Origin of the sequence: Flavobacterium sp. HTF, assembly GCF_003105115.1 — a bacterium.
In the GTDB taxonomy this organism is placed as follows: Bacteria; Bacteroidota; Bacteroidia; order Flavobacteriales; family Flavobacteriaceae; genus Flavobacterium.
On the sequence record NZ_QETH01000017.1, the window covers coordinates 40,751 to 65,025 of the forward strand.

Consider the following 24,275-nt stretch of genomic DNA (forward strand, 5'->3'; position numbering starts at 1 on the left):
AAACTTTCGTTTGTCGGGGCTGTCTTTTTATTTTTCAAAATATAAAACATTCATTATCAAACTGGACTGAAGTCTAGCTCTACAAAATAATTCCTTCCTTCGGAACTGATAAAAGAGCCTTCGGCTCGATTCATATTGTAGGGCTGGACTTCAGTCCAGTTTAAGCAAAGGATGTAATAAAACAACAAACCCGACAGATTTTCTAATTTGTCGGGTTTATTTAAATATAGTACACCGTTTGAATCGTGGGCTATTTTTTCTTTACAGATTTAGAAAGGGGAAAATCAAATCATTTATACTGATCAGGTAATATTTTCACATTAAACAAAGACACTTTCTTCTTGTCGTAATAATTATAAATCAGAATGAAATCATTATCTCTAAAAACCTGAAGTCCCGGATTTGCTTTCGCTGTACTGATCAGGCTTTTTTCTATTTCCTGCTTTATTACGTCAACTTCGGCAGTTGACTTTTCTACATTTACTAAAGTCAAATTATACTGGGCAACTTGTTTTTCAGGTAAACTTACACTGTCCAGACGAATTCCTTCCTGAATAGTCAAAGGGCAGTTTTTATTATATTTCCCGACCAGTTCTGTTATTTCAGAATTTACCTCGTCTAAATTTCTGTAAAAATAAAACTGAATAAACCCAACTAAAATTAATGCTGCACCAATTGTAACTAACAACCAGATATTCTGTTTTCTTTTACTTTCTTTTTCCTGCATGATTCAATTTAGCTTAAAATATTATTTAGAAATTTAAATTAGGATTTATTTTTCCTTATTCTTTTTCATTGCATTATAATATGCCGCGCGGCTCAACGGCTCGTATTCTTCCGTTTCACCCAGCATAACCAATTTGTCATTATCGGTTTTTCTAAAACTGTAGTTGGCTAAGTTTCCTGTTCTCGTGCAGACTGCATGAACTTTTGTAACATATTCTGCAGTTGCCATAAGTGCCGGCATTGGTCCGAAGGGATTTCCTTTAAAATCCATATCCAGGCCTGCAACAATGACACGAATTCCCTGATTGGCCAAATCATTACAAACCGTAACAATTTCATCATCAAAAAACTGTGCTTCATCAATACCAATTACATCACAGCCTTGTGCCAAAATAGCAATATTGGCAGCAGCAGGAACCGGTGTTGAGCGGATTTCGTTGGCATCGTGCGATACCACCATTTCGTCATGATAGCGGGTATCAATAGCAGGTTTAAAAATTTCGACTCTTTGTTTGGCAAATTTGGCGCGTTTTAATCTGCGGATTAACTCCTCGGTTTTACCCGAAAACATTGATCCACAAATAACTTCAATCCAACCAAATTGTTCTTTGTGATTTACTGTATTTTCGAGAAACATTTTGTATTTTTCTACCTTTAAAGATGAATAGTTTTTATTACTTTGTACTAGTAATAATTTGACGTAAAAAATTACTGTTTTTACGTTTTTTCAAAAGTAGAAAAATTTTATCAAATCGAAGATTCGCAAACGCTTATTAACAGAAATAAAAAAAATATTTAGGCGAATTTACTTCAATATTAAAACATTCGAAAAACACAAAATATACAAAGTACCGTATTCACTATAATTTCAACCGTTATGAAAAAAAAATTGGAAGCCGATTTAATCAGCATTGCTCATCGAATTTTAAAGCTTAAAAATAAATCCGATATCAATCAATTGTATCTTGAAACACAGAAATTATATGAAAAACTGGCGGTTCTAAAATTTGTTGATGAAAATTTCGACAACCTCAAACCTACTATCGGACGCACTGAAGTGGAATCCCAGATAGAAACCATTTTTGAAAACGAAACAACAGCACCGCAAACTGTTAAAGCTGAGGAAGAAATTGCCATTCCCGTTGCAGAAACTGTAACAGAAGAAATTCCACAGCCGGAAACTGAAGAAACCAAAGAAGAAGTGGTTTCAGAAATTCCGGAAGAAATAATTCCGGAACCTGTCAGCCAATCCACAGAAGAACCCGTTATTGTTTCTGAAGAACCGATTATTGAAGAAAAGGAAGAAATACAGGCTGCGGAAGAACTTTCGTTTAGAACAACAAATGATTTAAAACCAATTCCTGATTTTAAACCTGCATTTGAATTAGAAAGAGAAGAAACTAAGGAAGAACCAAAAATAGAAACTCCTGCAAAATCAGATGCGGTACATATTTCTTTTGAAGATATTTTGGGAGTAAATTATGCCAATGCACAATTTGTAAAAGTAGATGATTTTGAAAATGTTACTCCAAAATCGTCTCCGATAAATGATTTTAAAGAGAACAAAGCTCCTGTTGACACTATTTTGGAATCAGCAAAACCAAAAACAGTTCCGTTAAACGAAAAATTAGCGAAAGGTTTTCACATTGACCTTAATGACAGAATTGCTTTTACCAAAAATCTTTTCGGAAACAGTACAGAGGATTACAGCCGCGTTTTAAATCAGTTACTAACTTTTGGCTCTTATAGTGAAGCGGTTGATTTTATTGAAAACATGGTAAAACCGGATTATAACAACTGGGAAGGAAAAGACGATTATGCAGAACGTTTTCTGGGAATTATCGAGAAAAAATTCGCTTAAAACAAAACACTAATTTCACGAATTAACACTAATTATTGCTTGGTGCAATTTTCCAGAACATTTAGAATTTGTGTTAATTAGTGCAATCCGTGTTAAATATTAAAATGAACTATGTCTAAATTATATATCGTTCCAACGCCAATCGGCAATCTTGAAGACATGACTTTTCGTGCGATTCGGATTCTCAAAGAAGTCGATTTGATTTTGGCCGAAGATACCCGAACAAGCGGAAAACTCCTAAAGCATTTTGAAATTGGTACGCACATGCACAGCCATCATATGCACAACGAACATAAAACGACTGAAAACCTGATTTCAAGATTGAAAGCGGGTGAAACTATTGCTTTAATTTCTGATGCAGGAACTCCGGCGATTTCAGATCCCGGATTTTTATTGACACGTGCCTGTGTCGAAAATAAAATTGAAGTAGAATGCCTTCCAGGCGCAACGGCTTTTGTTCCCGCATTGGTAAACAGCGGACTCCCAAATGACAAATTTGTTTTTGAAGGCTTTCTTCCTGACAAAAAAGGGCGTCAGACCCGTTTTTTGACTTTAGCCGAAGAAACCCGAACGATGATTTTATACGTTTCTCCCCATAAACTCGTTAAAACTTTAGCCGAATTTATTCAGTATTTTGGAGAAGACAGACAAGTTTGTGTTTCGAGAGAATTATCAAAATTACATGAGGAAAATGTACGCGGAACGGCGAAAGAAGTTCTAGCTCATTTTGAAAAAACCGCCCCACGAGGCGAAATCGTCGTGGTCGTTGCCGGAAAAACAATAGAAAAAGAAGCTAAGAAAAGTAAGTATTCTAAGGACGAAGAAGAATAATTTTCGCCACGAATTAGCTCGAATTAAATTAGTGGAAATTCGTGGCAAAAAACTAATATATAACAACATGAGCATTCAAGCCTTTTTAGAAAAAGTAAAACAAACTCCAACTCAAATCACATTTCCGGAAACTATTGCCGTAATCGAGGAAAACTACAATTTTACGCCAACTGCTTTCCAAAACGGAACGCAGCATAATGCTGCCGGAGAAAATTCCGGTTCCTGTAAATTATTTTCTTTTGCAAAATTGCAGAACTTAAGCAAAGAGGAAACTTTAGCTTGTTTTGGCGCTTTTTATTTTGAAGAAGTTTTAGGAGATCCAAACGGAACCAATCACCAGAACATTAGGAATTTTATCCATTTAGGCTGGGATGGGATTAAGTTTGATGGAAATGCTTTGGAAGCTAAATAAATGCTAAGATGAAGGAAAGATTAAGCGAAATCCCAATTATAATACTTTTGCTTATAATTAGCATTCCTTTGTCTATATTGTTTATTCCTATAATTATAGCTTATTTAGTATTTGAATTTTTTCAAAAAAAACGATTCAAAAAAAGGCATCGTGATTACTTATTATCCATTGAAGGGAAAAAATTATTCTGTTATAATACCCGGAAAAACAACCATCACTATATTGAAAAAAATATCTTACCAAAACTTTCAGACGATATTGAGTATGTTTTTTTGGAACGTAAAAACTTAAAATCCGACTACATTCAGGAATATATTTCTTATATGCTCACTGCCATTTCTGATCGAAAAGGTTTTCCATACTTGATAAAAATAAACAATGGAAAAGCATTAGATAAGTCAATGAATAATGAATTTTACAATTTCAAAAGTCAAAATAAAAATCCCGAAGATTTAATAATTATAATAAACGACAATTATAATAACCTAACCGAATCTTAGGAAACTTAAATTACACAAAAAATGCGTTGGACCTTAAAACCAAAACCTTCTGAGGATAAAGTCAAAAATCTGGCACAAGCCTTAAATGTAGAAGATTTTGTAGCAACACTTTTAATTCAGCGTGGTATTGAAACTTTTGAAGACGCCAAAAATTTCTTTCGCCCTTCGCTGGAACATCTGCATGATCCTTTCTTAATGAAAGATATGGACAAAGCCGTTGCCAGAATTGAACTGGCAATAGAAAATCAGGAAAACATTATGGTTTTTGGTGATTATGATGTTGACGGAACCACAGCGGTTTCATTGGTATCTTCTTATCTTAAATCGTATTATCCAAATATTGCCACTTATATTCCGGATCGTTATGACGAAGGTTACGGAATTTCGTATAAAGGAATCGACTACGCAGACGACAACGGAATTTCGTTAATTATCGCTCTTGACTGCGGAATAAAATCGATTGACCATATCGCCTACGCGAAAGCAAAAAACATTGACTTTATCATTTGTGACCACCACAGACCCGGCGAATTTCTTCCGGATGCCATTGCTATTTTAGACCCAAAAAGAGAAGATTGCTCGTATCCCTATGATGAATTATGCGGCTGTGGCGTTGGTTTTAAACTGATTCAGGCTTTAGGAAAAAACCGAAACGAGACCATCGAAGATATCGTTCCGTATCTGGATCTGGTGGCTACTGCAATTGCGGCAGATATTGTCCCGATTACAGGTGAAAACAGGGTTTTGGCCTACTTCGGGTTACAGGTTATTAATCATAATCCGCGTCCCGGAATCAAAGCTTTGGTACATCAGGTAAAAAAGAAAGTCCTGGATATTTCTGATGTCGTTTTTATTATTTCACCAAGAATAAATGCCGCCGGAAGAATCAAACACGGAAACCATGCCGTCGAATTACTGACGGAGTTTGATTTTGAGCAGGCACAACAATTTGCATCGGAGATAGAACATTATAATGCTGACCGAAAAGATCTGGACAAAAAAATAACCAAAGAAGCTTTTCAGCAAATTATAGAAAACAATGAGCAGGAAAGGTTTTCGACAGTTGTTTTTCAGGAAGACTGGCACAAAGGCGTGATCGGAATTGTAGCTTCGAGATTAATTGAAACCTTTTATCGCCCTACTCTGGTTTTTACTAAAAGCGGGGACAAATATGCCGCTTCTGCAAGATCCGTAAAAGGTTTTGATGTTTATAATGCATTAGACGCCTGTTCAGAACATTTAGAACAGTTTGGAGGTCATATGTATGCTGCCGGAATGACGTTAAAAGCAGAAAACTATAACTCTTTTAAAGATGCTTTTGAGAAATGTGTAGCCGAAACCATTTTGCCGGAAATGCGAACACCTGAAATCGAGATTGACGCCGCAATAAACTTCAACGATATAACACCAAAACTAATCCGGATATTAAAACAATTCGAGCCTTATGGACCACAAAACATGACGCCGGTTTTTATGACTACTGACGTTAAAGATACCGGTTATGCCAAAACCCTGGGCGCAGACGAAGAGCATTTAAGGCTTTTTGTGAAACAAACAGGAACAGACGGAATTGCTGCCATTGGTTTTGGGCTTGGAAAAAAAATAGATATTACCAAAAATCAAAATTCTTTTCAGGTTGCGTACTGCATTTCTGAAAACGAGTGGAACAATACCGTTTCGACTCAACTTATGCTAAAAGATCTTAGAACAAATGAAAGATAAAATAAAAAAAGCCGATCCGTATCAGGCCTTGCGTTACAGAGAATTTAATGTGTTTTTATTATTGCGTTTCGCCATGGTATTTGCCTGGTCAATGCAGTTTATTGTTATTGAGTGGGAAGTTTACAGTCTGACCAAAAATCCGCTTTCGTTAGGGATTATTGGTCTGATGGAAGTAATTCCCGCCGTTTCAATGGCTCTATTTGCCGGTCATATTGTTGATCAGAAAGAGAAAAAAGGATTATTGGTAAAATGTATTCTGGGCTTTTCAGTCATTAGTTTCGGATTGTTTTTATTAACCTGGCCGAAAGTGGTTGGCGGTTTATCCTCAAATGTAATCCTGTACTTGATTTACTTTTTAGTTTTTTTAGGAGGGTTGGTGCGTGCTTTTCTTGGCCCGACTATTTTCTCACTGCTGTCACTTATTATCCCTAAAAAAGTGTACCCAAATGCGGCTACCTGGAGTAGTTCGGTCTGGCAGATTGGAGCCGTTATGGGACCTGCACTGGCAGGATTCTCCATTAACTGGATTGGCGTTCACTGGTCCATGTGCCTGGTTTTTGCATTCTCAATACTATCCTTAATTGCCTTGTCACAAATCAGTAAAAAACCGATCATAAATCCGAAGATTGGAGAATCAATAAAAGACAGTCTTACAGAAGGCTTAACTTTTGTATTCAGAAACAAGATTGTTTTAGGTGCCTTATCACTAGATATGATTGCGGTACTTTTTGGTGGTGCAGTCGCCTTATTGCCGGTTTTTGCACAGGACATCTTAAAAGTTGGTGCTGAAGGCTTCGGGATATTAAGAGCTGCCCCTGCAGTGGGAGCTTTCATTACCATGATCGTTTCTGCGTATGTCCCATTATATCAAAATGCCGGAAAAAAACTTTTAGTCGCCATATTTGTTTTTGGATTATCGATCATCTTATTTGGACTTTCTACCTCATTCTGGCTTTCTGTTTTCGCCTTATTTTTGAGCGGACTTGCCGACGGAATTTCGGTCGTAATTCGCCAGACCATTTTACAGCTTAAAACTCCCGATCACATGCGTGGACGTGTGGGTGCCGTAAATTCGATTTTTGTTGGTTCTTCTAATGAATTAGGTGCTTTTGAAAGTGGTGCAACGGCCAAATTGATGGGAACGGTAACTTCGGTTATTTTTGGAGGAAGTGTTACCCTTTTGACCGTTTTAGGCTTTGGTTTTATATCTCCTACTTTTAGAAATTTAGATCTTCACAGGGATATGGAAGAGCATAATAAACTGGAATAAATGAAGTCACTTTTTCTTTCTTTATTTCTCGCATTTTCCATTTTCGCAAATGGACAAAACCTTTATATCAAAACCTACGGAAATGAAAAGAACAAACCCGTAATTTTCATTCACGGAGGTCCGGGCGGCAACGCCACTTTGTTTGAAGGAACAACAGCCCAAAATCTGGCCGACCAGGGTTTTTATATTATTGCCTATGACCGGAGAGGTGAAGGAAGATCTGTAGATCCTGATGCCAAATTTACTTATGAAGAAGCTTTTCAGGATTTAAATTCTATTTATAAAAAATATCATTTAAAAAAAGCGGTTTTACTTAGCCATAGTTTTGGAGGTTTGGTGGCGACACTTTATACCAATAAATATCCTCAGAACGTAAGTGCTTTGGTTTTGGCCGGAGCCTTATTTTCCCAACAGGAAACGTATGATCATATTTTAAATACGCTAAAGAAAAAATACAGCAATGATTCTGAACAATTAAAAAAAATAAACATTGTTGAAAATCTTGACAAAAGCTCCGCTGAATACAGAAAAGGATGTTATGATTTAGCGGGTGAAAATGGCTTTTTTAAAATACCAAATCCAACAGCAGCATCCAAAAAATTATATGCTGATTATGAAGCCGGCTCATTTTTTAAAACTAACATACGAAACAAAAATGCCCCTTTGCTATTTTATAAAAACGAAAAGCAAAACAATATTGACAGCAGGCCTTTATTAAAAAAAATCAAAGCAAAAGATATTCCCATTTTTGGCATATACGGAAAAGATGACGGCGTTTTTTCATCGGCACAAATCGATTCGATTAGAAATTTAGCCGGTGAAAATCATTTCATTTTTATTTCCAATTGTTCCCATTATTTGTTTGTTGACCAGCAAAATGAGTTTATTTCCGGTGTTAAAAACTGGATAAGCCAAAATTAAGGTTCAACACATTTTGTTTACCATTAATTTACTTATTTACAATTAATTAAACTCTGTCCTAAAATAAGTGATATAAGTGAATTTAATTTCATGGTGTAGTCATCCCGCAATTTAACTTATAACACCGGTATAAAACTTCCATTTTTTAACTGTTTTTCCTGTTCTTTTATTTAGAACTAATATAAATAATATTTATATTTGTTGAAATAATAAAGATGTACAATGAGAGAAATTGAACAAATATATCATAACAATTACGGAATAGCGTTTTACTGGAAAAACGGAAAAGAAGTTATATCTGAAAAAATACAGCTGGTTTTTAAAGAAACCGGTTTCTATTTTACCGTTCAGGAATTGATTCAGTTTTGTGATTTAATTGAAGACAGTATGATCGAAAATGCTTGTTGTGAAGCATGCGAATTAAAATACTCCTGTCATAAATTTCTATTAAAAACACCTTGCCCTCAAATTGATTTAGCGGTTTCTATGACAGAATTAAAATCTATTAAAGATTTGATAGAAGGCTCGATATTCAAAATTGAATTAGATGAATATGTTTACGGAGTGGGATTAAACTAAGAAGCATTCTAAATTATTTAACACTTATTTTTCATTATATAAATATATTTTAGATTTACACTAAAAAAAGTATATTTACCTTAATGAAAAAAACCGGATATCTACTTGCAATAGCTTTTTTGGCAGTTCTCCTAACGAATTGTACCAATAAGTCTGATGATTATATCGATCCGCGCGGAACCGATTATGCGGGTTCTGAAAGCTGTATTCAATGCCATCAGGCACAGTACGAATCTACTTTACATACTTCACATTTTAAAGCGACTGCTCCTGCAACCAAAGAGAACATTCTGGGTCATTTCGTAAATGGAAAAAATACCTTTGTTTATGACAAAGACACTAAGTTAGTCATGGAAGAGCGCAACGACTCACTTTATCAGGTACTTTATAAAAACGGAAAAGAAGTTGAAGCCTACCCTTTTGAAATTCTTTTCGGGAAAAAACATGCGCAAACCAGTGCTTACTGGAAAAACCATTATGCCTATGAATTACCCGTTTCATATTACAAAGCCATAAACAGCTGGGCAACCAGTCCCGGTTATTCTGCTACAAAAACCAACTTTGAGAGAAAAATAGATAAGGAATGTTTTGGCTGCCATAGTTCCAATATTGCCAGCAGATATATCACGACAAGTTCTGACAGCATCACTTTTATGACAATGGAAGTAGAAGATTTTATGAGCCCAAAAACGCTGCTTTACGGAATTGACTGCGAACGCTGCCACGGCCCGGCAAAAAAACATGTTCATACCCATCTGAAATTTCCTGATTTAAAAGTGGCTCAGGATATCGTTGCTTTTAAAAATCTAAACCGACAACAAAAGATAGACGCATGCGCTTTGTGCCATTCCGGAAATAGCAAAATGAAATTAAAATCACGTTTTCAATTTAAACCGGGAGAGAGCCTTACCTCCTATTTCAGGGAAATCCCAGGTTCAAAAGACAGCTTAAATTATGACGTGCACGGAAATCAGCTTGGCTTGCTTTCACAGAGTAAATGTTTTCAGAAAAGCCTCACTATGAATTGCATTTCCTGCCATAACCCGCATGAAGATGCACCGCAGAATCTTGCCAGCTATTCAAAAATTTGCATGAGCTGCCATCAGGACACGAAACACAAAGCAGAGACTGTAAAAACACTCTCAAAATCAATGCTGGCCAATAATTGTGTGGAATGCCATATGCCAAAACAGGATTCAAAGGCGATACGTTTTCAAAAATCGAATACGGCACCTGTTACGAGTTATTCACTTAGAACCCATAAAATTGCTATTTATCCGGCTGTGAAAAAATAATTTATTTTTCGAATTTTTTAAGTTCAAAAGTTTCACCATTAAAAACACCGTAAGTAAAATATCCGATCCAGTCGCCAAGATTCACATATTCGGAATTTTTTCCGACAGGAATAATCATGGGTAAATGACGGTGTCCAAAAATAAAGTAGTTATAATGTTTGGTTTCGAGTTTACGCTTGGCATAGAGAACAAGCCACTCGTTTTCTTCGCCCAGGAATTTTACATCTTCGGCACCCGAAATCAATTTGTTTTTTACTGATAAATATTGGGCCAGACGGACACCAACATCAGGATGAAGCCAGCGAAAAAGCCATTTTGAAAACGGATTGGTAAATACCTTTTTCATTCTCTTATACCCTTTGTCGCCCGGGCCTTTTCCGTCACCGTGACCTATTAAAAAGGTTTTTCCGTTAAACGTAAATTCCTTATTATCATGATAAACCGGAATATTCAGTTCTGTTTCAAAATAATCATTCATCCACAAATCATGATTTCCAACGAAGAAATAAATCGGAACGCCGCTGTCGCGAATTTCGGCCAGTTTGCCTAAAATACGGACAAACCCTTTGGGAACAACAGTTTTATATTCAAACCAAAAATCAAATAGATCGCCCAGCAAAAAGATTGCTTCGGCATCTCCTTTTACCTCATTAAGCCAGGCAACAAATTTTTGTTCCCGGGGAAAACTCAACTCAGGAGTCGGAGCGCCAAAATGCTGGTCTGAAGCGAAATATATTTTTTTCATTTAGTTTTTTTGTGAAATGTGAGTTGTGAAATGTGAGATGTGAGATGTAAGTTGTGAAACTTTAAACTTTTCACTAATTACTTTTCACTAATTACATTTTACAAATTATCAGATGCATACCATTCGGCAAACGACGATTCTGTTTCCTGCAGTTTAAGTGAGAAAAGTGAAATTCCTTCAGGAAGGCGTGCTACAATCCTTTCGGCAAAATCAACCACCATATTTTCGCTTGTTGGCTGATAATCTACTAAAATAACGTGGTGACCACGATTTTTTAATTCATTTGCCAATTCTATATGTGGGGTTGTTTCATTAAAAACAGTCGCATGATCAAACTGATCGACAATTTCTTCTTTTACAATTTTCTTTAAATCCGAAAAATCAATTACCATTCCGAATTTCACATTGTTACGGTCCGTGATTGGCGAACCAATAACCGTTACCGATAATTTATAACTATGCCCGTGAACGTTTTTACATTTTCCGTCATAGCCGTACAAGGCATGTCCGGTTTCGAAATTAAATTGTTTTGTAATTCTGATTTTGCTCATCGATTTGAATTTTAGGTTGCAAATTTACAAATTAATAACCGTTTTCATCTCTTTTTTTAGCTCTGATATACATCCAGTAGGCAATTCCGACTAAAATCACGAAAGGAATAAAAGATCCGATAATCACGCCAATCTGATAACCGCTATCCGGTGCGTTTTTAATTTTCTCAGCAACGTCTGCCTGCTGAAATAATGAGATAATTTTCATTTTATGCTAATTGTTTATTGTTGTCTTTTTTTAGCCACAGAATTAAAGGATCCAATTGATCCTTAAACCTGCATGGAAAAATTTATTTTTTAAACTGAAGCAAAGCATTTCTGCTAAAATCAGACAGGACAAGTTTTCCTGTGATATTAGCACGCTCAATCAAAATAGACTCCCATTGCTCTGTGCCTTCCCAGATAATCTTTTTCATTTCCTGCAAAGCTTCAGGGTTATAGGAACTTAATTTTTTAGCAAAATTTTCGACTGCATTATCCAGATCTCCGGTTTCGCATAAAACCGAAAAAAGCCCTTTTTGAAAAGCCCAGTCTGCCGATTTCCATTCGTGTGCCGCAAGTGTCATTTGAGTCATTGCTGTTTTTCCAATTTTACGGGAAACAGCCGGTTCAATTACAAAAGGTCCGATTCCGATGGCAAGTTCAGATAATTTCACATCACTTTGAGGAGTGGCAAACACATAATCGCAAGCCGAGATAATGCCAACTCCCCCGCCAACAGCTTTTCCCTGAACGCGGCCGATTATTAATTTATTGCAATTGCGCATCGCATTTAACAAATGGGCAAATCCGGAGAAAAACTCCGTTCCCTGTTCCTCATTTTCTACCAGTAAAAGTTCGTCAAAAGAAGCACCGGAACAAAAAACCCTGTCCCCTTCGCTTTTCAGGACAATAACCGAAACCTCTTTATTCCGGCTTAAGGAATTAATTTCAGCAGTAAGTCGGTCTAACAATTCACGTGGAAAAGAATTACTTGCCGGATGGCCAAACTGAACTGTTGCAATGGTATTCTGAAAGGAAGTTTCTAAACTTCCGTTTAAATTTTCTAAACTCATAAAAAAACAGATTTAATCGTAAAGTTACGCTTTTGAAAAATATTTCTCCTGAAACTCTCCGAAATTTGTTTTTTGAAAAATATTTGACTTTATTTGCTAACGCTTTGGGGGATTAGCTCATTTGGCTAGAGTATCTCGATGAAAATCGGGAAGGTGACAGTTCGAATACGGTATTCTCCACAAAACAAAACAAGGGTGATTAGCTCATTTGGCTAGAGTATCCCGATGAAAAATCGGGAAGGTGACAGTTCAAATACGGTATTCTCCACAAAACAAAACAAGGGGGATTAGCTCATTTGGCTAGAGTACTTGCCTGGCAGGCAAGGGGTGACCGGTTCGAATCCGGTATTCTCCACATTTTTTTTATAAATTATTCACAACAAAAATACCCAAACAAATCTGTTTGGGTATTTTTGTTATTTATGTTTTATAACAATTATGTTTTACACTTACATCATATATTCCAAAACACTGAACAAGTATTACATTGGATCTTGTCAAAATATTGAACAACGCTTACAAGATCATTTAAACAGCAGAAGTAAATTTACTAAAGTCGCTAAAGACTGGGAATTAAAATATTTTGAGACATTCTTAACCAGAAGCGAAGCCTGCAAAAGGGAATTACAAATAAAAAAATTGAAAAGCAGAAAGTATATTGAAAACCTCATAGCAACAAAAGGCTAGAGTATCCCGATGCATCGGGAAGGTGACCGGTTCTCCCGATACATCGGGACGGTATTCTCCACAAAACTAAAAACCCTTGTAATTATTTACAAGGGTTTTATTTTTCTACCATTTCACAATCTTGTCATTTCTCGAGCGATAGCGAATAAGCAAAGCAAATCATACCAGAAGTTCCGTAAAGTATGTCATTAATCGTTGTCGATTCGCCAGTGTGATTTCTCGTTCCTCGAAATGACACATCTATTATTATAATAGCCCGTGGTTTCAACCACGGGAGACAGATGTTATATATATATTGCGTCCCAACGGTTGAAACCGTTGGCAATGTTCATCTGAAATGACACATCTATCGTTATAATAGCCCGCGGTTTCAACCACGGGAGACAGATGTTATGCATTACGTCCCAACGGTTGAAACCGTGGGCAATGTTCAGTTGAAATGACATCTCTATCGTTATAATTCTAAAATCCTTAAATGATTATTTTTCATTTGCCGAGTCCTCAGCATTAATATCCTCTTTTTCAGTTTTCTTGAAATCATTGTTCAATAAATCTGTCAGTTTCTTTTTTTCACGGTGATTTTTTCGAATTGTAATGACAACTAAAATGACAATCAACACTGCTACAATTCCTATTACAACCCAGTTAATTTCCATAGTTTCTAATTTTTAATAAATGTAAAAATTCAAAGCTAATTTCAATATTATCAAAAGGTTAAATATTATTTTTCCTTATCTTTTGCAACTAAAAATTGTTTTCGATAAAATACAATAGCGAAGTTTTCATCATTTTGATAAAAAATAAGCAATTATTTCCAAAATGTCCATTCAGAGCCATTATAGATACAAACCATTTTTTTTGCGCTATCATAACAAATAGTTCCTGCCATTGGTTTTATAATATTAAGATGTGGTGAAACTACATTTGGCAATATCAATGCTTTGTCCGACGATTCTAAAACCAGCACGCCATCTATAGTGCTGCTCTTTGCCCCAATTACGGTTCCTTTTTCATCCGATTCCGGCACCGATTCCTGAATAGACAAATCTACCGCCCCGGTATGAATAGATAAATCTACCCAGTCTGTACCGTTATAGTACATGACTTTTTTAAGGTTGGCATCATAAATCATCACGCCGCCTGTCAGGGCGTTGCCTGTAGGCAGTGTTGTTACCCAGGGGAGAACAATACCTGCTTTGCCACCTGCATTAAAATCCAGTACACCTGAACCACTCGGAACTGTCTTTTTTCCGATACTTGATTGTGCATTTGCTGCCATTGCTGCAAAAACTGCATAGATCACAAAAAGTATTTTTTTCATAATTATTTTTTTATTCTTTTCTATACCTGCAAATCGTAAACCTAAGACCTGTCTCCTAAAATCTTAATTAGGACATCCTTGTTGTGTCATTGCTTTCCACACTGTACCGTTGTAGAATTTTATCACATTATTTGCGGTATCATACACAATCATTCCTGCTAAAGGGTTTTTAATAGTGGTTTCCGGCCAAGCCATTCTGGTCAGTACCAATCCTCTTGTTTTAGATTCCAATATTAGGCTTCCTGCTCTTGGGTCCGACCAGTTGCGCGGTACAGCTGTCCTGTCGAGTGTAGATATGATTGTTTTTATTGGCTCTGCTGTACCTGTTACAACGGCAGGTTTATAACAGGCCACACATGCATAATCAATTCCAACACTAAGTGAAGCTGTCGGTGAAGAACATTCATAATTTTCCGAATAATACCTTAAAAAATATACACCTTCCACCCTTACATTGGCAGGATCTGCTATAACAGCTCCAGTTCTTCCATCTGTCCACTGCAAAACTGTACCGGCAGGTGGTACAGTAGAAATTATATAACTATTTAAGTTAATACTTTTTCCATTACATATGTATGCAATACTACTGCTCAATTTTGGCGAATTATCTCCAGTGGGACACTGAAATATAACCGCATTATTACTGGTAAAGGTACCTGGTGTAGAGCCAAAATCCATTGAAATACCAATTCCGTTATCAACCTTCCCTAAATCGATAGTATTCTTGAATCTCATCCAGGGAGCTGCACCCAGATTATCATTAAGATTGTTATAGTAAGCAGAATAATACCCTGACCATGCAACACCTCCTTTATACTGGAAAGCCTCATACGCGGGGGGGCGTGTGACTCCCATAATTAGGTTGGGTGCTGTGCCTTTGACAAACCCCGGTCCAGTATCATCTCCATCCAGATAGGTATCCCATGCATGTGCCAATTGTACTTTTTCGGTATTACCCTCAGGTATGGTTACCTTGTAATCAATAAGGAAATTGGCATCAGGATACCTATAGGTGTATTTTACTTCCAAAAAGTAAGTCAAGCCGTTTTTAACTGCAGCCATTTTAATCACATCTATATAATTATTTCCGTTTTCGATGTCAGACTGTTCTGTACTACTTATAACGGTAAGTCTCTGATCAAGACTGACTGGATATAAAGTTCCACCAGCATAAGATGTATTACCTATAGAAAGCACCAAACCATGTGTAGTACCCGGCACATTATAAGGCGATGTAGTACCGGTTAATAGATCCTTATCATACCTGTAAATCTGAAATTTACCTACACCAGATGCATTCCATTTTCTACGGATCTGCATGTTTCCTGCTCCGGACAAATTAATTCTAATCCCATCAGAACCATCTGCCAGCATACCTCCGGACTTATTAATTATGGTTTGTCCATAATATTCGCAGATGCGGTTATTGATAGTAAAACGATACAATTGTCCGCTTGCAGGACGTGTGGTAATTGATCTGACTAAAGTTCCGGAAGTTCCTGGATTGGTAGCAGGATCTGTTAACCACGTTTGTACGACAGACATACCAACATTATAATAAAGACCAATAGCTGCAGGATAAGTTACTGCATTAAAAACATCATTAGCTTCCTGATTATAGATATATTCAACTGAATTGGTCCCTTCGTAAATTTTTACCTGAAAGCTAATAACAGATCCGGTAGCATTATAAGCCCATTTCCAGTTTTTCCATTCTGCGGTAAACACACGATTAGGTGCTGCACCACTTGTCTGATAGGAGAAAGCACCAGTTCCTGCACCGCTTAAATGAGTCCATAAAGGAGCTAATACTGTTTCGGCGCCTGATACACTAGCAAATGAAGTTGAAATTGACTTACCAAAAGACAAATATCCATTAGAACTGGCGTAAAAAGTGGTGTAATCTGTACATCCGACCGTAAAAGTAAACCCAATAGGCAACGCAGTACTTATTCGCTCATCTCCATTAATATTTGATACGGCTGTACCACCAACCAGAGGTATAAAAGTAAAAATCAAATTCCTGTAGACCATATCAGTATTTCAAGAATATCTGATTGTGACGGCGCTTTGTTTGTCGTGGGCGATGGTATGCAGCCTATACTCAGAAGCGGTGATATCGTGGTGTACAAAAAAACAAATAATCCCGCGTTCAATATCATTTGGGGTGAAATGTACCTCATCTATGTTTATAATGACGGCAACGAATTCTTTTTGACCCGTTTCCTGATGAAGTCGGAACGCGAGTCGTATGTACGTTTTGTTTCTCAAAATCCCAGTCATCAGACTTTGGAATTTCCGGTAAGCAGTATTAAGGCACTGGCTTTGGTAAAGGCCTCGGTGAAGATTAATTCGCAGTTTTAGTTTTTTTGGCGAAGATTTATACCTATAAGTTTAAATAACCGTGATTTGCTTCGCTGCGCCTGAAGTGCGGATTGGCGCAAAAAAAGATTGAGCAACCTCAGCCTTTTTTCTTCTTTTTATTTGTTTTTTTCAAGTGCAAAATTAGGATGTAGTTAATCAGTAAATAAACTATATCTAATTATTCTACGTTAATGAAAAATAAATAGCTATAAAAACATTAAATAAAATACAGCAATATTATTAACAAAATCTTGCTAATTACTATCGATTTAATCCTTTCAAACAAAAACTAAAAATATGTCTTATTCTGTTATTACTGAATCAAATAGTAGTACACTAAAAAAACACATCTGTTTAATTTTGCACAAAATTTGTTTTTCTTTTGAATGGACTGTCATTTTAAATATTTCTGAATTAGTACCCTGAAAATTGCAATACATCATTCATATATAAAACATCTTTAAAACCGTAATTATCAGTTACGGTTTTTTTATGTCTGACCCTGTAGACAGAAAATAAAACGCATCATCTAATGCTGTTTACCATTTATAAATTTTTTATCTTGGTACACCTGTTAAACCAATAACTAATTTATGAAAATAAAGATATACGCTGTTTCTGTAATCCTGGCACTATTGTTTTCCTGTAATAAAAAAGAAGAAACCAAAACGGTCCGCCCCGGCCTGGTAGAAAACAACGAAACAAAAACCGATAGCCTGCCGGAAACCGAAGAAACTCCCAAAAAAGAAAGCATCAATCTGTTTACTATAATGCCAAAAGACAGCAGCGATGTGGTTTTTGTTTCGCTTTCAGATATTTACAATATAAGCGAAGGCAATGCTACACCGGCAATGCCCGCTATCGAAACAATGGACATCATAACCGCACAATATTTTACACTCGAAAAGAAATACCGAAAAAGGTTTCTGTCACAGACCCATATTTCAGAATCTGATTCTGTTTTTATTTACGATTATGCCAAAAACAAACTGGCTTCTTTTGGGGTAAAAAACCTAAAAGCAACTGCGCTGATAAATGGTTATTCTTCTTCAGAAGATTTCCCCTACGCTCCTTCTGACTACATGATTGGCTTTGAAATCAATAAAAAATACCTAAACGGATTCAGCGAATATTACAGAGATGCTTTGGTATATGTCGGCAAAGAAAATCCGTTTGCAAAAGAACAATTAACACCTCCTGACTGGAAAAAAGTGGCTGCAAAAGAATTTCCGTCAAGACCTTTGAAAAACGAAGACAAAAAACTGCTGAAAAATACTGCTATCGGCAATACTTATGCATTTAAGACAAACAGTTACCACTATTTTCTACAGGATTATACAGACAACCGCAAAAATCTTTACGCAAGACGTCTTCTGGTTACCGACCCTAAAACAAAAGACATTATCATAGAAAAACTCTACAGTCCGAGCGAAGGCACCACGCCAAGCCCGCTAAACTACGAAGAAGGCGATGATATTGTAAATCAGTGGACGGGTAAACTTTTTAAAGACAAACCTGAGGTTGTTTTCGGTTTTCTGTACGAGTCATTCGGATGTCCGGGGATTTCGATTATTGACAAATCAAATGAGGAAATTTATCTGCAATGCGATAATCGCCATTGATTGATGCTTAACCGCCTTGTATGTCATCCTGAGGAACGAAGGATCACACGAGAAGCTCGACAAAGAGAAGTAGAATTACTTTGTAGAATTACTAGTGTGATCCTTCGTTCCTCAGGATGACAACTTTGCGGATTTCTTTTTTGCAACACTACAAAAAGAAAGTATATTCGCACAAAAAAATCATGCTAAATGCACAAAGTGGTTTTCGCACTTACTATGTCTATATCTTAACCAATAAACACCGCTCTACTTTTTATATTGGCGTCACTAATAATCTCAAAAGAAGACTTTCTGAACACAAAGCAAATATTCAAAACCGTGACAAAACTTTTGTAGCAAAATACAATATCGAATTTTTAATATACTACGAAAAGTTCAATTGGATTCAGGAAGCAATTGCACGAGAAAAAGCATTAAAGGGCTGGAAAAGAGACAGAAAAATTGAACTGGTAAAAGCTTTTAATCCAACTTTCGATTTTCTGAATCATTTTGAGTAAAAATGGGTAACAGGTTTGGAGGGTATTATAATTCACCCGCCTTTTGTATCATCCTGACGAAGGAAGGATCGCACGAGGAGCTCCGCAAAAAAGAAGTAGAATTACTTTGTAGAATTGCTAGTGTGATCCTTCGTTCCTCAGGATGACAAGATTGCGGATAAACTTTGGGCCTTAGCGCCTTTCGGTAAATCAGATTACTTCAACAAAAACCCCAATCGAATCGACCCAAAGAAATATCCTCTGTTTGTATCATTAACATCGCCTTCTAATTCCCTGCCACGGTAGATAAAAGAATATGACATGTTGAAATTATTGTGTCTGTATTTCAATCCAAACTCTGCATTAAAACGAAGCGGTACCAAATCATACGTAATCGGACTTGTATCGTTAAACATACTGCCTTCTATCGTGGCATCATAAAACTGGTAATTGACACTTGGCATGGCGTAGAAATAAAATTCGCTGATGTTTGGCTGCGCGTCTGCACTTACAGAAGCATCATGAAGATTGGAATCGTAAACGGGAAGCAGTTTCTTAAATCCGATCCGGGTTAAAAAACCGGTTGAAACGCCTGTGAAAATAGTACCCAGATTAGCTTCTGACTGAAAATGAAGATCTACAAAATCATTATGTTTTGACGGAAACAATTTCTTCGAATACATCACATGCGCCTGAACTGCTAAAGCGTTATGCAACTGGTTTTCCCAGCCGTATACTTTTTTATATCCAATAATTTTATGAAATCCGACCTGTGTTTCCTCACCCAAAGCATTGGGTCCCATATACCCCAATTGAAAATCGGTTTTGAGAACAGATTCACTTTGGTAAAAAAAACTTCTTCCGCCTTCGGCAAAAAGATAGGCTGTAAAAGGGCGGTCGTTTAAGTCAACAGCTTCCTTATTTATAAAACGCGGATTATAAATATATTGTCCTATACGGAATTCCGTGATTTTTTTCTTGATTTTGGGGTTCTCGTTTTTGGATAAAAACCGATAAAAAATTTCCAGTCCATTGGTATAATACATATCGTTTTTAGACGAAGTGTATAAATCGTTATCGGTTATAAACCCTATTTCGGTAGTTTTTCCTTGTCCAAAAATAAATGTCGATGTCAATATTAACAGCACAAGAACGGCTTTTTTATTTCCCATCATAATTTATTTTTCCGACAGCGCGCATTTCGCGAACGATTCTTTCCTTACGTCTGTTAATATAACTTGAAGATCCTGTTGCTTTAAATTTTCTCGGATTTGGCAATATGGCGGCGATTCCGGCTGCCTGCATTGGGGTCAGGCTCGAAGCGTCACGACGGTACCAATGTTCGGTTGCTGCGTATGCCCCGTAAACACCGTCACCCATTTCGATACTGTTCAGGTAAACTTCCATGATACGCTCTTTGCCCCAGATCACTTCAATCAAAACCGTAAAATAAGCTTCTAATCCTTTACGGAAATAGCTTTTTCCCTGCCATAAAAAAACATTTTTGGCTGTTTGCTGCGAAATGGTGCTACCGCCACGAATCCTTCGGCCGCGTTCGTTGCTTTTATATGCTTTTTGAAGTGCTTTGAAATCAAAACCATTGTGGCTCAAAAATGTTCCGTCTTCGCTTGCAATAACGGCTTTTTGCAAATTCATTGAAATCTTTTCAATAGGTTCCCAGTCGTGATCAAAATAGACTGCTTTTCCGTCTAATTTGTTTTCGATGGCACGAATTAACATTAGCGGAGTAAACGGAACCGGTATGTATTTAAACAAAATAACAGATCCGATTGAAAGTCCGAAAAACCATAAAAATAATTTTATAAAAAACCATTTTACTTTTTCTCCAAAAGACCTGTTTGACTTCTTTGAAGAAGATTTTGGCTTAGGTTTACTTGCTGTTGTTTTTTTTGGTGCTGGTTTTTTTACTGCCATTATATTAAATCTGCTAATTCTGTTCCTATTAAACTTCCGATTGCGACACCCATGCCGCCCAGACGCACTCCACAAAACACGTTTTCAGAGAGTTGCTGTACAACGGGATTTTTGCTGTTCCCTACTCCCATGATACCGCTCCAGCGGTGAGCGATCTGAAATTCCTGATTTGGTAAAATTACATTTTTCAGCAAATCTTCCAATTTATTTTGGACAATTTTCGTTTGTCCGAATTCGGTTGTGGTTTCTGTTTCAAAATCCAGATTCCGGCCGCCGCCAAGTAAAATCCTGTCGCCGATATTTCTAAAATAATAATACCCGCGATCAAGGTGAAAAGTTCCTTTTATATCTAAATCCGGAATGGGTTCTGTAATTAAAACCTGCGCCCTGGCCGGCTGAACTGCGCCTTTTGTCAGCGCATTTGCAAATCCGTTTGTGGCAAAAAGTATTTTTTTTGAGGTAAAACTAAAATCGTTCAAAACCACTTCTACTTCATTTCCTTTGTCCAGATAAGAAGTCACCGTTTGCTGATTTAAAATCAGGATATCGGCTGCAACTGCCTGTTTTAGCAATTCCTGCATCATATTTCCTGTATCTATCTGAGCTTCAAAAGGATTAAAAATCAGATATTCCTGAATATTTTCAAAACCAAACCGGTCAACTTCTTTGCTGAAAACGTCCGCTTTAAAAAGTGGTTTCAGGATTTCGTTTATAAAAGGCAATTTATTTATACAATCATTAAAACCTCTTTCATCATCTTTCAGAAAAACTTCGTATCCGCCGTGAGGCTTAAAATCAATCGCGGTATCTCCTAATCTTTTTCGCAGCAACTGCAAACCCTGCCAGCGTTTTTCAATTAGCTTTATGACATCTTCCTCAGAATGTGTTTTTAAATCCTCGATGATTTCAGAAAGGCTTCCAAAGCAGGCAAAACCGGCATTTTTTGTACTGGCTCCCTGTGGCAGCATTCCTCTTTCTAAAACCAGAATTTTTGCAGCCGGAAATCTTTCGCGCAGGCGCAATCCTGCATGCAGACCTACAATACCGCTTCCGACGATTGTGTAATCGACATTTGTAAACCAATTTTTAAGTTCCCAGTAACTTAATTCCATTTGCGTATTTATATAAATTCCAATCTTGGGTTAAATTACAAATTTTTAAATTCCAAATTCCAAAAAAAATGCTTTTAACCTGTTTTTTTCACAACTTCATCAATTACTTTCATTCACTATTTCATGCTGAGCGAAGTCGAAATCTCGTTAATGCGTAACCTTCGACTTCTCAGGTGACAACCATAATTATAAATCTTAAAGAAATTTGGAATTTCTCCCAAGGCTTCGGGATTGGAATTTCATAATTGGGAATTTAACAATAATTGGGATTTGGAATTTATCCCGAAGCTTCGGGATTGGAATTTAAAATTCGTACTTTTAGCGCCACAAAAAAATAGAATATCAATATGAAAAAAGTATTATTTACAACCTTAATGATGATGAGTTTAAGCGCTATCGGACAGAATGTAATGTCACCGGAATTGTTATGGAAATTAGGAAGAGTAACTCCGCTCGGACTTTCAAAAGATGAAAAAAACATTGTTTTTAAGGTTACAACTCCTTCTGTAGAAGAAAACAAATCAAGTTCTAAATTTTACATTTTGCCTGTAACGGGCGGAAATGCAACTGAAATTAAAGACACTAAAGAAGTGTTAACAGACAAAAATATTTCGCCTGACGGAAAGTTTTTGGTTTACAACGAAGAAGTAAAAATTGATAAGGTTTTAGGAAAAGATTTTTATCCGTCTTTGGATAAATCTGATGCCCAGATTTATGACGGTTTAGATTATCGTCACTGGGACACGTGGAATGAAGGAAAATTCAACCATGTTTTTTATAAAGAAAACAAAAAGGATGCTGTCGGAACTGACATCTTAAAAGGAGAAACTTTTGACAGCCCGCAAAAACCTTTTGGCGGTGACGAAGATTATATCTGGTCGCCTGACGGAAAAAGTATTTTGTATGTGTGCAAGAAAAAAGCCGGAACTGCTTATGCCATTTCAACTAATACCAACATTTATGAGTACAATTTAGAAACTCAGAAAACGGTAAACAGAACCGAAGATAATTTGGGTTATGATACGGCTCCCCAATTTTCACCAACAGGAAACCTTAGCTGGCTTCAAATGAAACGTGATGGTTATGAAGCGGATAAAAATGATATTATTGTTGATTTTAAAGGTTTAAAAATAAACCTGACTTCAAACTGGGACGGGACTGTTGATCATTTTATCTGGAGCAAAGATGGCAAAAAAGTATATTTTGCAGCTCCGGTTGATGGTACGAAACAACTTTTTGAAGTTAATTTTCCCGGGTTGACCAAAATCGCAATTCAGGTTCGTCAATTGACAAAAGGTGATTTTGATGTGAATGACCTTGTTGGTTTTTCGGGTGATGACATTATTGTTACGAGAACTGATATGAACCATGCTGCAGAAATTTTCTCTTTTAACCTGAAGAAAAATACCTGGAAACAATTGTCCAATGTTAACACGGAAACATACAAAACGCTTACGCTAAGCAAAACCGAGAAACGTTATGTAACAACGACAGATGGCAAAAAAATGCTGGTTTGGGTAATCCTTCCTCCAAATTTTGATGCTTCAAAAAAATATCCAACGCTTTTATACTGCCAGGGCGGACCGCAATCTGCATTGACACAATCGTATTCTTACCGTTGGAATTTCTCTTTAATGGCTGCCAAAGGTTATGTTGTGGTTGCTCCTAACCGTCGCGGAATGCCGGGTCATGGTGTTGAATGGAATGAACAAATCAGTAAAGACTGGGGCGGTCAGGTTATGGATGATTATCTTTCGGCCATTGATGATGTGGCAAAAGAAAGTTATGTTGACAAAAGCCGTTTGGGTTGTGTTGGTGCCAGCTACGGAGGGTATTCTGTGTTTTATTTAGCCGGAATTCACAAAAACCGTTTCAAAACATTTATTGCACATGATGGGGTTTTTAATACACAAAGTATGTTTGGTACTACCGAAGAGGTTTTCTTTAACAACTGGGATTTTGGGGGTGCTTATTGGGAAAAAGACAATGCTGTTGCCCAAAAAACCTACACCACTTTTAACCCTGCAAGTTTAGTGCAGAACTGGAATAAACCGATCTTGATTATTCAGGGAGGAAAAGATTTCCGTGTGCCAATCGGACAGGGACAGGAAGCTTTCCAGGCGGCTCAGCTAAGAGGGATTAAAAGTCGTTTCTTATATTTCCCGGAAGAAAATCACTGGGTGCTGAAACCTCAGAATGCACAGGTTTGGCAAGGTGAATTTTTTAAATGGCTAAGCGAAACACTATAGTTTAAAAACAGCTTTAAAATAAATAACCACAGATTTCTCAG

The 24,275-nt window shown here is 36.8% G+C and carries 26 protein-coding genes and 1 tRNA gene; 15 read left to right on the forward strand and 12 right to left on the reverse strand.

The window, feature by feature from the left end; genetic code table 11:
- Positions 1–289: 289 nt before the first annotated feature.
- Positions 290–727, reverse strand: a complete 438-nt coding sequence (locus DCO46_RS07550) for a hypothetical protein (protein ID WP_116751953.1) — start codon at positions 725–727, stop codon at positions 290–292.
- 45 nt (positions 728–772) lie between these two features.
- Entirely contained in the window at positions 773–1,363 is a 591-nt protein-coding gene (locus DCO46_RS07555) for a thymidine kinase (protein WP_116751954.1), read from the reverse strand.
- Between the two features lie 240 nt (positions 1,364–1,603).
- On the opposite strand from DCO46_RS07555, the gene DCO46_RS07560 reads away from it, so the two are divergent.
- The 9 genes from DCO46_RS07560 to DCO46_RS07600 all read left to right on the forward strand — a co-directional run bounded on the left by DCO46_RS07560 (position 1,604) and on the right by DCO46_RS07600 (position 10,117).
- Positions 1,604–2,587, forward strand: a complete 984-nt coding sequence (locus DCO46_RS07560; protein ID WP_116751955.1) for a hypothetical protein — start codon at positions 1,604–1,606, stop codon at positions 2,585–2,587.
- A gap of 111 nt (positions 2,588–2,698) precedes the next feature.
- Positions 2,699–3,418: a 16S rRNA (cytidine(1402)-2'-O)-methyltransferase gene (rsmI, locus tag DCO46_RS07565; RefSeq protein WP_116751956.1), complete on the forward strand. Its 720-nt coding sequence runs from the start codon at positions 2,699–2,701 to the stop codon at positions 3,416–3,418.
- Between the two features lie 67 nt (positions 3,419–3,485).
- The gene (locus DCO46_RS07570) at positions 3,486–3,830 is read left to right on the forward strand and encodes a HopJ type III effector protein (protein ID WP_116751957.1); all 345 of its coding nucleotides are present in this window, start codon (positions 3,486–3,488) and stop codon (positions 3,828–3,830) included.
- An 8-nt stretch (positions 3,831–3,838) separates the two neighbouring features.
- Positions 3,839–4,330, forward strand: a complete 492-nt coding sequence (locus DCO46_RS07575) for a hypothetical protein (protein WP_116751958.1) — start codon at positions 3,839–3,841, stop codon at positions 4,328–4,330.
- A 21-nt stretch (positions 4,331–4,351) separates the two neighbouring features.
- Positions 4,352–6,052, forward strand: a complete 1,701-nt coding sequence (gene recJ, locus DCO46_RS07580) for a single-stranded-DNA-specific exonuclease RecJ (protein ID WP_116751959.1) — start codon at positions 4,352–4,354, stop codon at positions 6,050–6,052.
- Entirely contained in the window at positions 6,042–7,322 is a 1,281-nt protein-coding gene (locus DCO46_RS07585; protein ID WP_116751960.1) for an MFS transporter, read from the forward strand. Before recJ ends, DCO46_RS07585 begins: the two co-directional genes overlap by 11 nt.
- Positions 7,323–8,243, forward strand: a complete 921-nt coding sequence (locus DCO46_RS07590) for an alpha/beta fold hydrolase (RefSeq protein WP_116751961.1) — start codon at positions 7,323–7,325, stop codon at positions 8,241–8,243.
- 222 nt (positions 8,244–8,465) lie between these two features.
- Positions 8,466–8,822: a hypothetical protein gene (locus DCO46_RS07595; protein ID WP_116751962.1), complete on the forward strand. Its 357-nt coding sequence runs from the start codon at positions 8,466–8,468 to the stop codon at positions 8,820–8,822.
- An 83-nt stretch (positions 8,823–8,905) separates the two neighbouring features.
- A complete protein-coding gene (locus DCO46_RS07600) occupies positions 8,906–10,117 on the forward strand; it encodes a cytochrome c3 family protein (RefSeq protein ID WP_116751963.1) in 1,212 nt (403 codons plus the stop codon).
- 1 nt (position 10,118) lies between these two features.
- On the opposite strand, the gene DCO46_RS07605 is transcribed toward DCO46_RS07600, so the two are convergent.
- From DCO46_RS07605 to DCO46_RS07615, 4 genes are all read right to left on the reverse strand, one after another.
- Positions 10,119–10,862: a UDP-2,3-diacylglucosamine diphosphatase gene (locus tag DCO46_RS07605; RefSeq protein ID WP_116751964.1), complete on the reverse strand. Its 744-nt coding sequence runs from the start codon at positions 10,860–10,862 to the stop codon at positions 10,119–10,121.
- Between the two features lie 98 nt (positions 10,863–10,960).
- Positions 10,961–11,413, reverse strand: a complete 453-nt coding sequence (locus DCO46_RS07610) for a 6-pyruvoyl trahydropterin synthase family protein (protein ID WP_116751965.1) — start codon at positions 11,411–11,413, stop codon at positions 10,961–10,963.
- A 31-nt stretch (positions 11,414–11,444) separates the two neighbouring features.
- A complete protein-coding gene (locus tag DCO46_RS22640; RefSeq protein WP_165828871.1) occupies positions 11,445–11,621 on the reverse strand; it encodes a hypothetical protein in 177 nt (58 codons plus the stop codon).
- 82 nt (positions 11,622–11,703) lie between these two features.
- A complete protein-coding gene (locus tag DCO46_RS07615; protein WP_116751966.1) occupies positions 11,704–12,468 on the reverse strand; it encodes an enoyl-CoA hydratase/isomerase family protein in 765 nt (254 codons plus the stop codon).
- A gap of 281 nt (positions 12,469–12,749) precedes the next feature.
- Here DCO46_RS07615 and DCO46_RS07620 point away from each other — a divergent pair.
- Together DCO46_RS07620 and DCO46_RS07625 are read left to right on the forward strand one after the other, a co-directional pair.
- Positions 12,750–12,823: transfer RNA gene (locus DCO46_RS07620), tRNA-Ala, on the forward strand.
- Between the two features lie 83 nt (positions 12,824–12,906).
- Complete coding sequence (locus tag DCO46_RS07625) at positions 12,907–13,155, forward strand: GIY-YIG nuclease family protein (RefSeq protein ID WP_116751967.1); 249 nt, start codon at positions 12,907–12,909, stop codon at positions 13,153–13,155.
- 479 nt (positions 13,156–13,634) lie between these two features.
- Here the strand turns inward: DCO46_RS07625 and DCO46_RS22645 are convergent, their stop codons facing one another.
- The 3 genes from DCO46_RS22645 to DCO46_RS07635 all read right to left on the reverse strand — a co-directional run bounded on the left by DCO46_RS22645 (position 13,635) and on the right by DCO46_RS07635 (position 16,510).
- Entirely contained in the window at positions 13,635–13,811 is a 177-nt protein-coding gene (locus DCO46_RS22645; protein WP_165828873.1) for a hypothetical protein, read from the reverse strand.
- 152 nt (positions 13,812–13,963) lie between these two features.
- Positions 13,964–14,476 carry a hypothetical protein gene (locus DCO46_RS07630; protein ID WP_116751968.1) on the reverse strand — a complete coding sequence of 171 codons (513 nt, stop codon included), beginning with the start codon at positions 14,474–14,476 and terminating at the stop codon, positions 13,964–13,966.
- Positions 14,477–14,539: 63 nt separating this feature from the next.
- Positions 14,540–16,510 carry a hypothetical protein gene (locus tag DCO46_RS07635; protein ID WP_116751969.1) on the reverse strand — a complete coding sequence of 657 codons (1,971 nt, stop codon included), beginning with the start codon at positions 16,508–16,510 and terminating at the stop codon, positions 14,540–14,542.
- 15 nt (positions 16,511–16,525) lie between these two features.
- Between DCO46_RS07635 and DCO46_RS07640 the strand changes: the two genes are divergently transcribed.
- From DCO46_RS07640 to DCO46_RS07650, 3 genes are all read left to right on the forward strand, one after another.
- Positions 16,526–16,840, forward strand: a complete 315-nt coding sequence (locus DCO46_RS07640; protein WP_243416274.1) for a S24 family peptidase — start codon at positions 16,526–16,528, stop codon at positions 16,838–16,840.
- Positions 16,841–17,433: 593 nt separating this feature from the next.
- The gene (locus DCO46_RS07645) at positions 17,434–18,462 is read left to right on the forward strand and encodes an oxidoreductase (RefSeq protein WP_116751971.1); all 1,029 of its coding nucleotides are present in this window, start codon (positions 17,434–17,436) and stop codon (positions 18,460–18,462) included.
- A 182-nt stretch (positions 18,463–18,644) separates the two neighbouring features.
- Positions 18,645–18,959 (forward strand): GIY-YIG nuclease family protein, encoded by a 315-nt coding sequence (locus DCO46_RS07650; RefSeq protein ID WP_116751993.1) that lies wholly within the window; start codon positions 18,645–18,647, stop codon positions 18,957–18,959.
- A 194-nt stretch (positions 18,960–19,153) separates the two neighbouring features.
- Here the strand turns inward: DCO46_RS07650 and DCO46_RS07655 are convergent, their stop codons facing one another.
- Genes DCO46_RS07655 through DCO46_RS07665 form a run of 3 tightly spaced genes read right to left on the reverse strand, consistent with a single transcriptional unit; the run spans position 19,154 to position 21,985 of the window.
- Positions 19,154–20,113, reverse strand: coding sequence for a lipid A deacylase LpxR family protein (locus tag DCO46_RS07655; RefSeq protein WP_410503663.1), 960 nt, complete (start codon positions 20,111–20,113; stop codon positions 19,154–19,156).
- Positions 20,100–20,873, reverse strand: coding sequence for a monofunctional biosynthetic peptidoglycan transglycosylase (gene mtgA / locus DCO46_RS07660; protein ID WP_165828875.1), 774 nt, complete (start codon positions 20,871–20,873; stop codon positions 20,100–20,102). The genes DCO46_RS07655 and mtgA overlap by 14 nt, the downstream gene beginning before the upstream one ends.
- Complete coding sequence (locus DCO46_RS07665; RefSeq protein WP_116751973.1) at positions 20,873–21,985, reverse strand: NAD(P)/FAD-dependent oxidoreductase; 1,113 nt, start codon at positions 21,983–21,985, stop codon at positions 20,873–20,875. Before DCO46_RS07665 ends, mtgA begins: the two co-directional genes overlap by 1 nt.
- A 347-nt stretch (positions 21,986–22,332) precedes the next feature.
- On the opposite strand from DCO46_RS07665, the gene DCO46_RS07670 reads away from it, so the two are divergent.
- Complete coding sequence (locus DCO46_RS07670) at positions 22,333–24,234, forward strand: alpha/beta hydrolase family protein (protein WP_116751974.1); 1,902 nt, start codon at positions 22,333–22,335, stop codon at positions 24,232–24,234.
- The last annotated feature ends 41 nt before the right edge of the window (positions 24,235–24,275 follow it).

Bases quoted from the DNA above. Each gene is read 5' to 3' on its own strand.
- DCO46_RS07630 (WP_116751968.1), bottom strand. From the start codon at position 14,476: ATGAAAAAAATACTTTTTGTGATCTATGCAGTTTTTGCAGCAATGGCA.
- DCO46_RS07615 (WP_116751966.1), bottom strand. From the start codon at position 12,468: ATGAGTTTAGAAAATTTAAACGGAAGTTTAGAAACTTCCTTTCAGAAT.
- DCO46_RS07555 (WP_116751954.1), bottom strand. From the start codon at position 1,363: ATGTTTCTCGAAAATACAGTAAATCACAAAGAACAATTTGGTTGGATT.
- DCO46_RS07670 (WP_116751974.1), top strand. From the start codon at position 22,333: ATGAAAAAAGTATTATTTACAACCTTAATGATGATGAGTTTAAGCGCT.
- DCO46_RS07590 (WP_116751961.1), top strand. From the start codon at position 7,323: ATGAAGTCACTTTTTCTTTCTTTATTTCTCGCATTTTCCATTTTCGCA.
- rsmI (WP_116751956.1), top strand. From the start codon at position 2,699: ATGTCTAAATTATATATCGTTCCAACGCCAATCGGCAATCTTGAAGAC.
- DCO46_RS07560 (WP_116751955.1), top strand. From the start codon at position 1,604: ATGAAAAAAAAATTGGAAGCCGATTTAATCAGCATTGCTCATCGAATT.
- DCO46_RS07570 (WP_116751957.1), top strand. From the start codon at position 3,486: ATGAGCATTCAAGCCTTTTTAGAAAAAGTAAAACAAACTCCAACTCAA.
- DCO46_RS22645 (WP_165828873.1), bottom strand. From the start codon at position 13,811: ATGGAAATTAACTGGGTTGTAATAGGAATTGTAGCAGTGTTGATTGTC.
- DCO46_RS07585 (WP_116751960.1), top strand. From the start codon at position 6,042: ATGAAAGATAAAATAAAAAAAGCCGATCCGTATCAGGCCTTGCGTTAC.
- DCO46_RS07550 (WP_116751953.1), bottom strand. From the start codon at position 727: ATGCAGGAAAAAGAAAGTAAAAGAAAACAGAATATCTGGTTGTTAGTT.
- DCO46_RS07605 (WP_116751964.1), bottom strand. From the start codon at position 10,862: ATGAAAAAAATATATTTCGCTTCAGACCAGCATTTTGGCGCTCCGACT.
- DCO46_RS07595 (WP_116751962.1), top strand. From the start codon at position 8,466: ATGAGAGAAATTGAACAAATATATCATAACAATTACGGAATAGCGTTT.
- DCO46_RS07635 (WP_116751969.1), bottom strand. From the start codon at position 16,510: ATGGTCTACAGGAATTTGATTTTTACTTTTATACCTCTGGTTGGTGGT.
- DCO46_RS07575 (WP_116751958.1), top strand. From the start codon at position 3,839: ATGAAGGAAAGATTAAGCGAAATCCCAATTATAATACTTTTGCTTATA.
- DCO46_RS07650 (WP_116751993.1), top strand. From the start codon at position 18,645: ATGCTAAATGCACAAAGTGGTTTTCGCACTTACTATGTCTATATCTTA.
- DCO46_RS07610 (WP_116751965.1), bottom strand. From the start codon at position 11,413: ATGAGCAAAATCAGAATTACAAAACAATTTAATTTCGAAACCGGACAT.
- DCO46_RS07625 (WP_116751967.1), top strand. From the start codon at position 12,907: ATGTTTTACACTTACATCATATATTCCAAAACACTGAACAAGTATTAC.
- mtgA (WP_165828875.1), bottom strand. From the start codon at position 20,873: ATGGCAGTAAAAAAACCAGCACCAAAAAAAACAACAGCAAGTAAACCT.
- DCO46_RS22640 (WP_165828871.1), bottom strand. From the start codon at position 11,621: ATGAAAATTATCTCATTATTTCAGCAGGCAGACGTTGCTGAGAAAATT.
- DCO46_RS07655 (WP_410503663.1), bottom strand. From the start codon at position 20,113: ATGATGGGAAATAAAAAAGCCGTTCTTGTGCTGTTAATATTGACATCG.
- DCO46_RS07600 (WP_116751963.1), top strand. From the start codon at position 8,906: ATGAAAAAAACCGGATATCTACTTGCAATAGCTTTTTTGGCAGTTCTC.
- recJ (WP_116751959.1), top strand. From the start codon at position 4,352: ATGCGTTGGACCTTAAAACCAAAACCTTCTGAGGATAAAGTCAAAAAT.
- DCO46_RS07665 (WP_116751973.1), bottom strand. From the start codon at position 21,985: ATGGAATTAAGTTACTGGGAACTTAAAAATTGGTTTACAAATGTCGAT.
- DCO46_RS07645 (WP_116751971.1), top strand. From the start codon at position 17,434: ATGAAAATAAAGATATACGCTGTTTCTGTAATCCTGGCACTATTGTTT.